At 72.1% G+C, this 13,768-nt stretch carries 14 protein-coding genes; 10 read left to right on the top strand and 4 right to left on the bottom strand.

What is annotated here, in order from left to right:
• Positions 1 to 50 precede the first annotated feature (50 nt).
• Positions 51 to 2,933 (top strand): hypothetical protein, encoded by a 2,883-nt coding sequence (locus O7603_RS08660; protein ID WP_281575170.1) that lies wholly within the window; start codon positions 51 to 53, stop codon positions 2,931 to 2,933.
• A 109-nt stretch (positions 2,934 to 3,042) separates the two neighbouring features.
• Here O7603_RS08660 and O7603_RS08655 read toward each other — a convergent pair whose 3' ends face one another.
• Positions 3,043 to 4,038 carry a sugar kinase gene (locus O7603_RS08655; RefSeq protein WP_281575169.1) on the bottom strand — a complete coding sequence of 332 codons (996 nt, stop codon included), beginning with the start codon at positions 4,036 to 4,038 and terminating at the stop codon, positions 3,043 to 3,045.
• 85 nt (positions 4,039 to 4,123) lie between these two features.
• On the opposite strand from O7603_RS08655, the gene O7603_RS08650 reads away from it, so the two are divergent.
• The 6 genes from O7603_RS08650 (at position 4,124) to O7603_RS08625 (ending at position 11,205) form a co-directional block, all read left to right on the top strand.
• On the top strand, positions 4,124 to 4,945 hold the full coding sequence (locus tag O7603_RS08650) for an IclR family transcriptional regulator (RefSeq protein WP_281575168.1): 822 nt from the start codon (positions 4,124 to 4,126) through the stop codon (positions 4,943 to 4,945).
• Entirely contained in the window at positions 4,942 to 5,577 is a 636-nt protein-coding gene (locus tag O7603_RS08645) for a bifunctional 4-hydroxy-2-oxoglutarate aldolase/2-dehydro-3-deoxy-phosphogluconate aldolase (RefSeq protein WP_281575167.1), read from the top strand. The genes O7603_RS08650 and O7603_RS08645 overlap by 4 nt, the downstream gene beginning before the upstream one ends.
• Before the next feature lie 283 nt (positions 5,578 to 5,860).
• Positions 5,861 to 7,498, top strand: a complete 1,638-nt coding sequence (locus O7603_RS08640) for a DUF4331 domain-containing protein (RefSeq protein ID WP_281575166.1) — start codon at positions 5,861 to 5,863, stop codon at positions 7,496 to 7,498.
• A 64-nt stretch (positions 7,499 to 7,562) separates the two neighbouring features.
• Positions 7,563 to 8,234 carry a sortase gene (locus O7603_RS08635; protein WP_281575165.1) on the top strand — a complete coding sequence of 224 codons (672 nt, stop codon included), beginning with the start codon at positions 7,563 to 7,565 and terminating at the stop codon, positions 8,232 to 8,234.
• 56 nt (positions 8,235 to 8,290) lie between these two features.
• Complete coding sequence (locus tag O7603_RS08630) at positions 8,291 to 9,604, top strand: tetratricopeptide repeat protein (protein ID WP_281575164.1); 1,314 nt, start codon at positions 8,291 to 8,293, stop codon at positions 9,602 to 9,604.
• Positions 9,601 to 11,205: a sulfite exporter TauE/SafE family protein gene (locus O7603_RS08625; RefSeq protein WP_281575163.1), complete on the top strand. Its 1,605-nt coding sequence runs from the start codon at positions 9,601 to 9,603 to the stop codon at positions 11,203 to 11,205. Before O7603_RS08630 ends, O7603_RS08625 begins: the two co-directional genes overlap by 4 nt.
• 41 nt (positions 11,206 to 11,246) lie before the next feature.
• Here the strand turns inward: O7603_RS08625 and O7603_RS08620 are convergent, their stop codons facing one another.
• Genes O7603_RS08620 through O7603_RS08610 form a run of 3 tightly spaced genes read right to left on the bottom strand, consistent with a single transcriptional unit; the run spans position 11,247 to position 11,811 of the window.
• A complete protein-coding gene (locus O7603_RS08620; protein ID WP_281575162.1) occupies positions 11,247 to 11,420 on the bottom strand; it encodes a hypothetical protein in 174 nt (57 codons plus the stop codon).
• Complete coding sequence (locus O7603_RS08615; protein ID WP_281575161.1) at positions 11,417 to 11,635, bottom strand: hypothetical protein; 219 nt, start codon at positions 11,633 to 11,635, stop codon at positions 11,417 to 11,419. The genes O7603_RS08620 and O7603_RS08615 overlap by 4 nt, the downstream gene beginning before the upstream one ends.
• Positions 11,632 to 11,811, bottom strand: coding sequence for a hypothetical protein (locus O7603_RS08610; RefSeq protein ID WP_281575160.1), 180 nt, complete (start codon positions 11,809 to 11,811; stop codon positions 11,632 to 11,634). Before O7603_RS08610 ends, O7603_RS08615 begins: the two co-directional genes overlap by 4 nt.
• 351 nt (positions 11,812 to 12,162) lie before the next feature.
• On the opposite strand from O7603_RS08610, the gene O7603_RS08605 reads away from it, so the two are divergent.
• From O7603_RS08605 to O7603_RS08595, 3 genes are all read left to right on the top strand, one after another.
• Positions 12,163 to 12,357 carry an AlpA family phage regulatory protein gene (locus tag O7603_RS08605; protein ID WP_281575159.1) on the top strand — a complete coding sequence of 65 codons (195 nt, stop codon included), beginning with the start codon at positions 12,163 to 12,165 and terminating at the stop codon, positions 12,355 to 12,357.
• Positions 12,358 to 12,491: 134 nt separating this feature from the next.
• Positions 12,492 to 12,947 carry a hypothetical protein gene (locus O7603_RS08600; protein WP_281575158.1) on the top strand — a complete coding sequence of 152 codons (456 nt, stop codon included), beginning with the start codon at positions 12,492 to 12,494 and terminating at the stop codon, positions 12,945 to 12,947.
• Between the two features lie 174 nt (positions 12,948 to 13,121).
• A complete protein-coding gene (locus O7603_RS08595; protein WP_281575157.1) occupies positions 13,122 to 13,754 on the top strand; it encodes an MBL fold metallo-hydrolase in 633 nt (210 codons plus the stop codon).
• The last annotated feature ends 14 nt before the right edge of the window (positions 13,755 to 13,768 follow it).

Here is a 13,768-nt window from a genome sequence, read left to right as displayed (position 1 = left end):
CCGACCCTCCAGCGGAGCCGTCGGCGCAGGAGCTGACAAGGAGGTTCGTGGTGACCCCACCTCTCGGCCGCTGGGCCGTCCTGGCCCTGGCGACGGTCCTGACCGCGACCACGGCGTTGTCCCTGACCCCGCCCGCCGCCTCCGCCGCAGCGGACCCGCACCTGTTCGCCGACGACTTCGCCACCGGGCTGAGCCGGTGGCGGGCGCTCACCGGGTCGCTCACCGAGTGGACCGCGAGCAATGCCGAGTTCCCCGCCGTCTCGATCGACACCCGCACCCAGTCCGCCGGCCGCTACATCACCCCGGTGACCCCCGTCGGGCTGCCCGCCGCGTACGAGCTGCGTACCCGGGTCCGGGTCGACGCGACCAGCGACTCGCCGGCCGTGTCGGTGCTGACCGACTTCCGCGAGCCGTACGCCGTCACCCAGAACAACCTGGCCGCGCAGCTCGCCGGCTGGTCGGCGGTGCAGGTCGCCCGCCCGCTCACGAAGAACGTGTGCCGCGGCGCGGCCCCGCTGCGTCAGGCCGAGTGGCACGACCTCGTTATCCGCCGGGCGAACGACATCACCGTGGTGGAGATCGACGCGCAACCGGTGGCCGTCGTCGACGCGCCCCCGGCCGGCGGCACCATCGCGCTCGGCGTCTACCACGCCCAGGCGTCCTTCGCCGCCGTCGCGGTCACCGCGCTCGCCTCGGTCCCCGCCGACCATCCCACCACCGCCACCGGCTGCTCCTGGACCGGGCCGGGCGAGCCCGACGACGACCAGCCGGTCCTGGTGAACCAGAGCGGCTACAACGTCGGTCAGGCCAAGCGGTTCACCGCGCCCCGGGCCGAGGACGGCGACCGGTTCCAGGTGCTCGACGCGGGCGGCGTCGTCCGCCACGAGGGCACCGTCGGTGGCCAGGTCGGCGACTTCACCGGGTTCGACCCGGCGGAGCCGGGACCGTACACCGTGGAGGTGCGGGGGGCGGCCGGGACCGGCCGGTCGGTGCCGTTCGGCCTCGGCGCGGACTGGATCGAGCGCGTCTCGTACCGCAGGGCGGTGCAGTTCATGACCGACGTCCGCTGCTACTACGGCGACTTCAGCCGGATGACCTACGGCGGCACCGACACGCAGAACTGTTACCTCGGCGTGGGCTGGCGCGACTCGCACCAGATGTCCTTCGAACTGCCCTCGCTGATCGACCTGTACCTGGCCAACCCGTCGGCGTTCGACCAGATCACCGACCCCGACGCCCGGTACGTCGGGCTGCCCGTTCAACTGGCGCCGGACACCCCGGAGATCGTCCGGCTGATCCACTGGGCCGTCGAGGTCTACCTGGGCGGGAGGGTCAACCACACGCTGCTCAAGGAACAACTCGCGGCGTTCCTCTACGCCTACCCCTACCTCGCCGACCACATCCCCCGCAGCGTCTACGAGCGGGCCCGCGACTACCTCTTCCCGATCTGGGACGACCCGGCCAAGGACCGCTTCGCCTGGTACGACACCACCCCGCACACCGCCGACCTGCTGCAGGTCTACACCCAGGTCGGCAGCGCCAAGGGCGAACTGCCGCCCGGGCACTCGGTCTGGCCGAACGTGATGATGTACGAGGTCGCCCAGCGGGAGGGCCGCGCCGACGCCGACCGGTACCTGGCCGCCGCGCACGCCCAGGCCGCCTGGCTGGTCGACCACCTCGACGTCGCCGACCCCACCGTCACCAAGGGGCAGCGGCAGGGCGAGTACCACCTGATCACCGGCCTCGCCCGGCTGCTGCGGCAGCACCCCGACCAGGCGCCGCCCGGCACCCGGGACTTCATCCGCGACTGGGCCGAGGTGGTCACCCAGCGCTCCGACAACCTGTGGGACTTCCGCCGCTACTCCGCCGACCGGTGGACCATCCCGCCCTTCACCGGCGGCGGCTCGGCCAGCGACCCGAACGAGACCGGAAACGTCGCCGGCTTCGCCGCCCCGGCCCTCGCCGCGGCCGAGGCGCTCGGCGCCGACCCCCTCGCCGCGCGGCTGCGGCAGATCGCGGTCGCGCACGTCGACAACATCTTCGGCCGCAACCCCACCGGCCGGCACGCGTCCTACCGGGGCCCGACACCGCAGTGGGGCTTCGAGGGCGTGGAACGCGGCTGGTTCTCCGAGTTCCAGGGCGGCGCCGGCCGCCTCCAGGGCAGCCGCGGGGTGCTCGACGGCAGCCCCAAGAACGCCCACTACCCGTTCAACCCGACCGTCGGCAACGTCGGCCACTCGGAGGGGTGGGTCACGTTCAACACCGCCTGGAACGAGGCGCTGGCCTGGCGCGCCGTCGACGCCACCACGGTGCGGGTGGTCGACGCCGCCGGCGCGGCGGTGCAGCGGGTACCCGAGGCCGGCCGGGCCACGATCCGGCTGACCGCGCCACTGAACCTCGACCCGACGGCGCTGGACCGGGCCGACCTCCAGGTCCGCGTCGGCGAGGACGCGCCGCGGCGGCTGGTCGCGGTGCAGGACGGGCCGAACGCCACCACGTACACCGCCGAGCTGGACCTGGCCGCGCTCGGCGCCGCGCTCGGCGACACCGTCACCGTCTCCTACGGCCTGGGCTACTTCGCCCACGAGGCCACCGTGACCGTGACCGCGCCGCTCTGCGCCGGCCGGGCGCCGACGATCGTCGGCACCGACGGGCCGGACCGGCTGGTCGGCACGGCCGGGGCCGACGTCATCGTCGGCCGGGGCGGCCCGGACGTCCTCGTCGGCCTCGGCGGCGACGACGTGATCTGCGGCGGCGCGGGGGACGACCGGCTGGTCGGCGGCCCCGGCAAGGGCACCCTGCTCGGCGGCCCGGGCCGGGACGTCGTGGTCGGCGGGCCGGGCGACGACCGGCTCCACGGCGGCGCCGACCAGGACGTTCTCGCTGGCGGTGGCGGAGTCGACCTGGTCGACCAGGCCGGCCCGGACGCCTGAACCGGGCGCGGTGCCGGGCGGTCACGCCGTCCGGCACCGCCTCGCCGCTGGTAGTGACCCGGACCCGGGCGACGGGCGGGCCCGGGTCGCGCCAGCTTTCCGGTGCGCGTCAGCCGGCCGCACGCCGGCCATCCAGGGCCCGCCCCAGCAGGCTGGCGGCGGTGGCGCTGTCGGGCAGACCGGTGGTGTCGCCGGGCGCGGCGACCACCCCGGCGGCGAGGGCGCTGCCGAGGCCGGCCGCGGCCGCCGCGGGGGCGCCGCGCAGCCGGCCGGCCAGGTAGCCGCCGGCGAAGGCGTCCCCGGCACCGACCGGGTCCACCACCGTGGTCGCCGCGCTCGGCAGGTGCACCGCCGCGCCGTCGGGGCCGGCGTGGTAGCAGCCGTGCGCGCCGGCCTTCAGCACCGTCTCGGCCACTCCGGCGGCGGACGCGGCGGCGAACACCTCGGCCGCGTCGTCCGGGTCGCGCACACCGAGCACCGGCCCGGCCTCGTCGGTGCCGAGCAGCAGCACGTCCACATACGGCAGCAGGGCCCGCACGTCGGCGGCCTGCCGGTCGACGTCGCCGAGGGCGGGCCGCAGGTTGGGATCCAGGGCCACGGTGACACCGGCGGGACGCGCGGCCTTCAGCACCGCCTCCACCGCTGCCCGGGGGCCGGGGCCCAGCGCGAGGGTGATGCCGGAGACGGCGACCAGCCGGGGGCGTGCGGCGAGCAGCCGGGCCGCGTCGGAGGGGTCGAGGTGCGCGGCGGCCGAGCCGGCCCGGTAGTAGTGCACCCGTCGTTGCCCGTCGGGCCGGACGTCCTTGAGGTAGAGGCCGGTCGGGTGGGCGGGGTCGACGGTCACCAGTGAGGTGTCCACACCTGCCGACCGCGCCGCGGCGAGCACTCGGGTGCCGAGTGGGTCCGCGCCGACGCGGCTGCAGAAGCCGGCGCGGACGCCGAGCCGGGCGACCGCCGTGCACAGGTTCAACTCGGCGCCGGCGACGTGTACCTCCACGGTGGCCGTGTCGGCGAGCAGGTGCCCGGGTGGTGGCTGGAACAGCGCCATCGCCTCGCCCAGCCCGACGACGTCCAGCCCCGGCGTGCCGTGCCCGTCCCGCGTCATCCGTCCCACCCCATACCATGGTCAACGTCGTGCATAGTGCAGAATAAGTTGCCACATCCCGCAAGCGTGTTCCAGAGAGGTCGGCATGGCGGCGGAGCCGGGCAGTAACCAGAGCGTGGAGCGGGCGCTGACCGTGTTGCGGGCGCTCGCCGCAGGGCGCACCGAGCTGCGCGTCTCCGACGTGGCCAAGGCCACCGGCCTGGGTCTCTCCACCTCGTCCCGGTTGCTGGCCACCCTCGAAGGCATGGGCTTCGTCGACCGCGACCCGGTCAGCGGCCTCTACCGGCTCGGGCTCGACATGGTCTCGCTCGGCGGTGCCGTGCTCAACAGCCACCCCGTGCACCGCGAGGCCCGGCAGACCGCCCAGGACCTCGCCGCCGAGCTGGGCCTCGGCGTCAACGTGGCGGTACGCCGCGGCGACCGGCTCTTCTACCTGCTCAACTTCGAGGGCCGGCAGGCGCCCCGACCGTTCGTCCTGGCCGGACAGTACAACCCGCTGCACGCCACCGGGCTCGGCAAGGCCCTCCTGACCGGGCTGACCGGCGAGGAACGGCGCGCGCTGCTGCCGGCGGCCGCGCTGCACGCGTACACCCATCGCACCGTCACGACGCACGACCAGCTCGACGACGAGATCACCCGCGCCGCCGGCCGGGGCTACGCCACCGAGGTCGAGGAGCTGGCGCTCGGGCGGGCCTGCGTGGCCGCCCCGATCCGGGACGGCTCGGGCACGGTGGTGGCCGCCCTGTCGGTGTCCGGCCCGCTCTCCGCGATCGACCTGCCCAACCGTGAGGCCGGGCTGGTCCGGGTGGTGATCGAGGCGGCCGACTCGGTCAGCATCAACCTCGGCTACGTCGGGCCGGCCCACGTCGTGCCGCACCAGGCCGGCGCACCGGAGGTGGTGTCGTGACCAGCCCACACCTCGGCCGGGTGGTGGCGATTGTCCGTCTGCCCAGCCCGGACGCCGTGGTCCGCGCCGGCCACGAGCTGGCCGAGGCCGGCCTGGACAGCATCGAGGTCACCCTCACCACACCCGGGGCGCTCGACGCCGTCGCCACGCTGCGCGCCGATCTCGCCGGCACGTGCGCGGTCGGCGCCGGCAGCGTACGCACCCCCGCCGACGTCACCGCCGCCCGGGACGCCGGAGCGCAGTTCCTCGTCACGCCCACCACCCGCGTCGAGGTGCTCGCCGAGGCGGCGGCCGCCGACCTGCCCGTGGTGTGCGGCGCGTACACCCCCACCGAGATCGACGTGGCGTGGTCCGGCGGGGCCACGATGGTCAAGCTCTTCCCGGCCAGCCTTGCCGGGCCCGCGTACCTCCGGGAACTGCTCGCTCCGCTGCCGGACGTGCCGGTGGTCCCGACGGGTGGGGTGAGCCCCGAGTCGGTGGCGCAGTGGGCGGCGGCCGGGGCCGTCGCGGTCGGCGCCGGCAGCGCGCTGGTCAACGCGGCCGAGGTCGCCGCCGGGGACTGGCCGGCGCTGCGCCGCCGCGCCCGAACCTTCCTGGACGCGGCCGCCGCGGCGGCATGGCCGGCCGGGTGACGCCGGCGGGTTGATCGCGGCGAGCGGTCAGCGCGACCGCCTCCCGGCCGCCCGTGTGAGCGGTTACGGGCGGCAGCGGACCGCCGACGTGCCGCCCGACACGCATCTCTCGCCGGCCGCCATCGGGACAAACGATCGTTGGCCAGGCCAAACTCGATGCTAGCTCCCCCTGATCCTTGAATCAGGTTTATCGGACTTTTCCTCAGGTTTCCCTCAGGTTGCCGGTTCAATCGGGAACGGGCACGGGCGCACCGTAGGGCGCTCGCACGGGGAAGGTGGGGCAGTGGACACGAGCAGGTTACTTCGATCACCGGGGCCGGGCGCGCTGGCGAGTTACGCCGGCGCTGCCGTCCTGGCCCTGGTGGCCACGACGGGTGGGGCGGGCCTGGCAACGGAGGTCGCCGACGCGTCGAGTCACCGCGAGGCGCCGTTGATCTCCGGGGATCCGAAGGTCGACAACACCGACGTGTACGCGTTCGTCAGTCCGGACAAACAGGACACCGTGACGCTGGTCGCGAACTGGTTGCCGTTCCAGGAACCCAACGGTGGTCCGAACTTCTACTTCTTCGAGACGAACGCCAACCACGACATCAACATCGACAACGACGGGGACGCCGTCGCGGACGTCACCTACCGATGGGTGTTCGAAACGATCGACAACCGTGACGGCACGACGTTCCTCTACAACAACGGCGTGGTGAACAACCTCGACGATCCCACGCTGCTGTTCCGGCAGACCTACACCCTGACGGAGATCAGGGGCACGGACTCCCGGGTCCTGGTGGAGGACGCACCGGTCGCCCCGTCGAACGTCGGACCGGCGTCGATGCCCAACTACGCGCGCCTGCGTGATCAGGCCGTGGTCCCGGTCCGGGGTGGCGGGCAGTCCTACGCGGGTCAGGCCGAGGACCCGTTCTTCCTGGACCTGCGGGTCTTCGACCTGATCTACGGGGCGAACCTCTCCGAGCGTGGGCAGGACACCCTGGCCGGGTACAACGTGCAGACCGTGGCGCTGCAGGTGCCGAAATCTGACCTCGCGCTCAACGGCGACGACGAGCGCAATCCGGTGGTCGGGATCTGGAGTGCGACGTCCAAGCAGGGCATGCAGATGACCGCGCCCAAGGGCAACGACCGTCAGGCGCAGGTGTCCCGCCTCGGCAACCCGCTGGTGAACGAACTCGTGCCGGCGGCGAACCAGAAGGACGGGTTCAACGCCAGCACTCCGGCAGACGACGCCAAGAACCAGGCGCTGGTGGACCGGATCCTCAAGCCGGAACTGCCGCAGGTGATCCAGCAGATCTACAACATCCCGGCCCCGGCCACCCCGCGCAACGATCTCGTGGAGGTGTTCCTGACCGGGATCGCGAAGAACGCGCCGACGCTGGACGGTTCGACCCCGCCGATCCAGGCCGACCTCAACTCGCAGATCCTCAACGCCGACGTCGACCCGAGGGAGTTCGTCCCGGCCGAGGAGCTGCGGCTGAACATGAGCGTGCCGGTGACGGCGAACCCGAACCGACTCGGCGTCCTCGCCGGCGACCTGCAGGGCTTCCCGAACGGACGGCGGCTCGCCGACGACGTGCTGGACATCGAACTGCAGGTGTTCGAGGGTGCGGCGCAGACCGGCCAACTGGTACCGGCGCTCGCAGCCGGCGACAAGGTCAACACCAACAACGTGCCGTTCGGCCGCACGTTCCCGTACGTCGCACTGCCGAGCAACGTGGCGGTGAACCAGATCGACGTCGACGGAATGCCGTCCGGCGGAGTTCCCGGGGGCGCGGGTGGGACCGCACCCCGACCCGTCGGCTGGATCCGGCTCGCCGGCGGGCTCGGCGCTGCCCTGTTCCTCGGCGCGGGCATCTTCCTGACCCGCCGCCGCTACCGGGCCGACCCGCCCGGTCCGTCCGCCTCGACGAACTGACAGCAGGTGGTGCGGCGCGGCCGGACGGTCGCGCCGCACCACCGTGGACGGGAGGCCGACTTCGATGGTCAAGGCATCAGGATCACCCAGGCGGCTGGTGGTGCGCGCCCTGGCCCGCCCGCAGGCGATGCTGTTCGCACTGGCCGGCGCGCTGCTCGTACTCACCGTCGCCGGGCTACCCGGCTGGCGCACCCGGACAGCGGCCGACGCGCCGCCGGCAGGATCGGCGCGCATGCCGCAGATTCCGGCCGGCCCGCCGCGCGCCCCGACCGGGTCGCACGCGCCACCGGCCGAACTGACCATCGCCTCGATCGGCGTGCGGACGCCGTTGGTCGACCTGAGTCGCCAGCCGGACGGCGCCCTGACGGTCCCGACCGACTACCAGGTGGCGGGCTGGTACGCCAACGGTCCCATGCCCGGTGAGGCCGGCGGACCGCCCGCCGTGATCGCCGGACACGTCGATTCCGACTCCGGCCCCGGGATCTTCTACCGGCTGCCGGAACTGGCGGTCGGGGACGTCATCCAGACCCGGGACATCGACAGTACGGTCCGGCGGTTCACCGTCTACCGGCTCGCCGAGTATCCCAAGTCGCAATTCCCCGCCGACGAGGTCTACGCGTCGAGCAGCCGCGCGGAACTGCGGCTGATCACCTGCACCGGGACGTTCGACCAGCGCGAGGCCAGTTACCGCGACAACCTGGTCGCGTTCGCCGTCCTCGCCGGCGGCCCGTCATGATCCGCTTCGCGGCCCGATCGCTGCGCCCGCCCATGCGCCCACGAGTCGCCAGGCGGATGGCCACGGTCCTGCTGCTGACCGGCGTCGTCCTGCTGGTCGGCACCGCGGTGGTGACCACGCGGGCCCCCGATGCTCCGCCCACCCGACCGGCGGTGTCGGGCAACGGCGCGCCCGTCGAGCCCCAGGTCAGCGGCGCCGCGTTGGACAAGGTGATCGAGACGGCTCAGCAGCGCCTGCGGCAGCTGCCCACCGACTGGTCGACCTGGGCCCGGCTCGGCTCCGCGTACGTCCAGCAGGGGCGGGGCACCGCGGACCCCTCCTACTATCCCAAGGCCGAGGGCGCGCTGAGGCGTTCGCTCGAGCTGGAGGACGGCACCAACTGGCAGGCGATGGCCGGGATGGGTGCGCTGGCGAACGCCCGGCACGACTTCCATGCCGCCCTGGACTGGGGCCGCCGAGCCGAGAAGGCCAATCCGCACGCGGGCGCCGTGCACGGGGTGCTGGTCGACGCGCTCACGCAGCTCGGCGACTACGACGGCGCCCGCACCGCGCTGCAGCGGATGCTCGACGTCGAGCCCGGGCTGTCCGCCTTCACCCGCGCCTCGTACGACTTCGAACAGCGCGGCGAGGTGACCGCGGCGCGCGACGCCCTGGACCGCGCGATGGCGGGTGCGGTCACCCCGGCGGACCTCGTCTTCTGCCGCTACTACCTGGGTGAGTTGGCCTTCAACACCGGCGACCCGGTCGAGGCGCTCCGCCAGTACGACGCGGGGCTCAAGGCCGACCCCGACTACCGACTCCTGTACGCGGGTCGGGCCAAGGCGAAGGCCGCGATGGGGCAGACCTCCGACGCACTCACCGACTACGACCGCGTGGTCCAGGCCCTGCCGCTGCCGGAACTGCTGGCCGAGTACGGCGACGCGCTGACCGCCGCCGGCCGGCCGGACCAGGCCCGAGAGCAGTACCACCTGGTCGATACGGCACGCCAGTTGCAGGGGCAGAACGGCGTCGCCGACCACCTCGGAGCGGCGATCTACCTCGCCGATCACGGCGAGCCGGCCGCGGCGCTCGCCGAGGCGGAGACGGAATGGAAGGCTCGACGCAGCGTGCTCGCCGCCGACGCCCTCGCCTGGGCGCTGCACCGCAACGGCCGCGACTCAGAGGCACTGGACTTCGCCATCGAGGCCACCCGGCTCGGTTGGCGCAACGCGACCTTCTACTACCACCGGGGAGTGATCCGCCACGCCCTCGGCGACCGCGATCGGGCACGGCAGGACCTCCGCACCGCCCTGGAGATCAACCCGCATTTCGACGTCGTGCAGGCGCCGCTGGCCACGCAGCTCCTGGACTCCCTCGGAGCTGGCCGATGACACGTCGCCGGGCCGTCGCGATCCTCAGCGCGGTCGCCGGTGCGCTCGCCGTCGTCGCGGTGCCCACGCCGGCCCACGCGCACCCGCTGGGCAACTTCACCGTCAACCACTACCACGGCCTGCACCTCTACCCAGACCGGTTGGACGACCTGGCGGTGGTGGACGAGGCGGAGATCCCCACCCTGCAACAACGGACCGCCATCGACGGCAACCGTGACGGCACGGTGTCCGACGACGAGCGGGCCGCCCACGCCACCGCCACCTGTCGCCAGTTGGCGGACGCGCTGCACGTCGACGTCGACGGCCGCACCATGGCCTGGCGCGTCGTCGCCAGCACGTTCACCTACCAACCCGGGGTGGCCCGCCTGCAGACCGCCCGCACCGAGTGCCGCCTCACCACGCCAGTGAATCTCCGGCGACCCGGCTCCCTCCGCCTCGTCGACGACTTCCGCACCGACCGGATCGGCTGGCACGAGATCACCGCCACCGGTCACGACGTGGGCATCGCGCAGTCGCCGGTGCCGACGGTGTCCATCAGCGACGAACTCCGGAGCTACCCCAACGACCTGCTCGCCTCACCAGTCAATCAACGACAGGTCAGCCTGCGGGTCGTCAGGCCCGGCGAAGCCGGCGCAGCCGGCGCCGGCATCGACGTCCCGATCGCCGGACCCGTGACCCGCGCCCTGGGCGCGTTCGGCGACCGATTCACGGAACTGGCCGGCGCCGATCGGCTCACCCCGCTGGTGGGACTGCTCGGCATCCTCCTCGCCCTCGTGCTGGGGGCGGCGCACGCCGCGCTGCCCGGGCACGGCAAGACCGTGATGGCCGCCTACATCGCCGGCCGTCGGGGCACCTACCGCGACGCAGTCGTCGTCGGCGCCACCGTCACCGCCACCCACACCGCCGGCGTCCTGGTCGTGGGGCTTCTGCTCACCGCTGTCGCCGGCCTCGCCGGTGAGACGCTGCTCGGCTGGCTCGGCGTGGTCAGTGGCACCGTCGTCGCCGCCATCGGCGTCTGCCTGCTCACGTCCGCCTGGGCGGCACGCCGGACTCGGCCGCAGCCCGCGCCGCACAGCACCCCGCATCAGGTCGTCCCAGCCGGTGCGGTGGCGCGCCACACGCCAGCCGCGCCCGCCCCCGACTCGACCGAGCCACACGAGGCCTCGCACAGCCACAGCCACAGCCACAGCCACAGCCACAGCCACAGCCACGATCATCCGCACCACGACAGCCACCACCACGGCCACGGATCCGGGCCCATCCGGCGGCGGGGACTCGTCGGCATGGGCATCGCCGGTGGACTGGTACCGAGCCCGTCCGCGCTCGTCGTGCTCCTCGGCGCGATCGCCCTGGGCCGGACCTGGTTCGGCGTGTTGCTGGTCATCGCCTACGGAATCGGCATGGCCGCCACCCTGACCGCCGCCGGGCTGCTCGTCGTCCACCTACACCGGCGCCTCGGCGCCGCGCTGGCCCGCCGATCCGGCATCTGGTCCGACCGACTGGCCCGGATCACGCCGATCCTGACCGCCTCGCTGGTGCTCATAGTCGGCGTGGCACTCACAGTGCGGGCACTGGGCCCGATAGTCGACCCCGCGCTCTGAACCTCGGCAGTGCCCCGGAACGACCTCCTGTAATGCTGGCGTCATGCGAGGCGCTGGATGCGGACCTTAGGGCGCTCGTTCCTGAGGTGGGCTTGCTTGTGCTGCCGGACCTGTTCGTCCCAGACCTCCTGGTCGTAGTCCGGGTCCGGCGGAATCCACCGGTGAGAGCCGTCGCGGTAGTGGAACTTCTCGTCGCCGGGCCGCAGGATGCTCACCGCAGCCAGCCGAGGAAGCGTCGATGTAGCACCCCCGCCGGGACCCAGGTCAGGTCTTCGGAGGCGCGCACCAACTGGGCACCCAGGTAGAGAGCCAGGGATATCGGAGCGTTGTCGAACTCCGCGCGCAGCTCACGCTGACGAGTGCGACAGGGCCAGGGGGCGTCGCAGCCGCCGCAGCTCCAGATCGGCAGCACCGGACCGTGCGTGGTCATGCGCGGCCTCCGAGCAATGCCGCCGTCAGGGCCCGCGCCTGCCGGCTGGTCGCCCAGTCCACCTGCCAGCACGGGTACGGCGTCAGCCGCGCCCACCACGCCCGACGACCGTTACCGAGGCCGTCCGTCCCTGGCAGATGTACGACCAGGATCCGCTGCTCCGCCTCGCTGGTCACTGCTCCTCCCTGGCGGGCCAATGCCCCCGGTTGATCGGGATGCGGTGTCGGTTGCGACAGGGCAGGTCCGTTCCACAGCGACAGACCCACGCCCACTTCCGCCATGACCATGCCGGGCGGTGTCGCCGTGCCAGGGTCATCGCGACGGCGATGAGGTACTGGTCGTAGGACACTCGTCGCCACGGCGGCGTCCTGTCCCGCATCACTGCCTCCCTCGGCCTGGCAGCGTTCCGGGGCGTCGGAGCCTCGCAGGACTAGTCATGCGCTAAGGGTATACGACTAGCGCGATGGATAACTAGGCGTCCATCAACTTGATACATGCCTAGTCTACGTGTGCCTAGCGTCGGCGTCATGGGCAAGAAGCTGCGGTTGGTAGGTTCGGGCGAGATCCGGACCATGCTCGGCGGCGTCTCCCGACAGCGCGTCTACCAGATCACCAACCGTCGTGATTTCCCCGAGCCTGTGGCCACGCTCCAGATGGGCAACGTCTGGCTTGCCGAGGACGTTGAGGCGTGGATCGCCGCCAGGCGCGGCGACCTGGACTAATTCTTAGCCGGCGCTCGGCTGCGGCTCGCGGTGTGCGCCCAACTCCGCAATGAGGCAACGAGAAACGCCGCGGTGGGGATCTCCCCGAGTGCTCGTGCGCGGTGGTTGCGTCGACCCGCCTTAGCATCAGCACGGTGAACGAGATCCCGCCGATCCGCTGCTGGCTGGACTGGTGGGCAAACTCTTCCACCCTGTTCGGGAGCGTCGAGGTGGCCATCATGATTACCGCCGGCGATGCCGGCTGGGATGCCCTCGGCAACCTGGTCAGCGACAGGGATGAGGACCGCGACGGGTTTGCATTCCTGTGCGACCTCGTTCCGTGTTCACGCTGCGATTCGAAGACGGAAGCGCTGTCGCCGTCACCGTGCATCCCACCGATGGACATGCCCGTTTCAGCCTCCTTGAGCACATCGGCCCGCTTGGTCCGCTCTATAGGCAGCAAGAAGGCCAGCCCCGATGAATGGGAATGGACTTCCACGTGTGTGGGCGATATTGGGACCCGACCAGCGGCCTCTTCGGCGTGGGCGGGCGCTGCTGCCAGTGAGCTAGTACTCCAGCCGGGAATCCTGATCATGGCTCGCTGGGGTTGACCGGCGTGGTGGCTGGGTCATCGCTCGGGGTTGATGACGGTGGCGGCGGAAGAACCGGAGCAGTGGGCCCGTACGGCGGCGGATGGGTTCGACGATCTGGATGCCACGCCGCGTCGAACCGTGTGGCGGGAGCGCCGGGCTTGGCCGCGTTCCGATGAGCCGTAGGGTAAGGATGTGCGACTGGTCAAGTTCACCCATGCCTGTGTCCGCCTTGAGGACGCCGAGCGGCGACTGCTCATCGATCCTGGCGTCTGGACCGAGCCGGAGGCTTTTGACGGGGTCACCGACATCCTGGTGACTCACGAGCACGACGACCATTTCGACCTTAAGCGGATCGTGGAGGTGTCGGGCTCTCGTCCCGTGCGACTCTTCGCGCCGGAGCCGGTTCGGAAACTGGCTGAAGAGGGCGGATTGGCGGAGACGGTCATTGTGGTCGCGGCGGGTGGCGAGTTTAATGCCGGCGGCTTCCGCGTGGCGGCGGTCGGCGGCGAGCACGCGGAGGTCTACGACGGACTGCCGGGCTGCGTGAATCTCGGCTATGTGATCGAGGGTGTCTACCACCCCGGCGACTCATATTTCGTACCTCACCAGCGGGTGACGACCCTCCTCGTACCGGCCGCAGGGCCCTGGGGCAGGCACCGTGAGGCCATCGACATGACCCGGGCGATCGCCCCGGAGCGGGCGTTCCCCATCCATGACCGGGCACTGTCGGCGGACGTCGGCTACGAGAACTTCGACGGCTGGATGGAGTACAAGGGCGCAACGGAATACAGGCGAATCCTCGTCGGCGATAGCGCCACCCTTTGATACTCCGGCGCGGA

It is taken from the genome of Micromonospora sp. WMMD812, assembly GCF_027497215.1.
Taxonomy (GTDB): domain Bacteria; phylum Actinomycetota; class Actinomycetes; order Mycobacteriales; family Micromonosporaceae; genus Micromonospora.
The sequence above is the reverse complement of the archived record's forward strand: the minus strand, read 5'-3'. Positions and strand labels throughout refer to the sequence as shown.

Coding starts and splice junctions, on each gene's coding strand:
- O7603_RS08605 (WP_281575159.1), top strand. CDS start 12,163: ATGGGCAAGAAGCTGCGGTTGGTAGGTTCGGGCGAGATCCGGACCATG.
- O7603_RS08625 (WP_281575163.1), top strand. CDS start 9,601: ATGACACGTCGCCGGGCCGTCGCGATCCTCAGCGCGGTCGCCGGTGCG.
- O7603_RS08650 (WP_281575168.1), top strand. CDS start 4,124: ATGGCGGCGGAGCCGGGCAGTAACCAGAGCGTGGAGCGGGCGCTGACC.
- O7603_RS08635 (WP_281575165.1), top strand. CDS start 7,563: ATGGTCAAGGCATCAGGATCACCCAGGCGGCTGGTGGTGCGCGCCCTG.
- O7603_RS08655 (WP_281575169.1), bottom strand. CDS start 4,038: ATGACGCGGGACGGGCACGGCACGCCGGGGCTGGACGTCGTCGGGCTG.
- O7603_RS08630 (WP_281575164.1), top strand. CDS start 8,291: ATGGCCACGGTCCTGCTGCTGACCGGCGTCGTCCTGCTGGTCGGCACC.
- O7603_RS08615 (WP_281575161.1), bottom strand. CDS start 11,635: ATGACCACGCACGGTCCGGTGCTGCCGATCTGGAGCTGCGGCGGCTGC.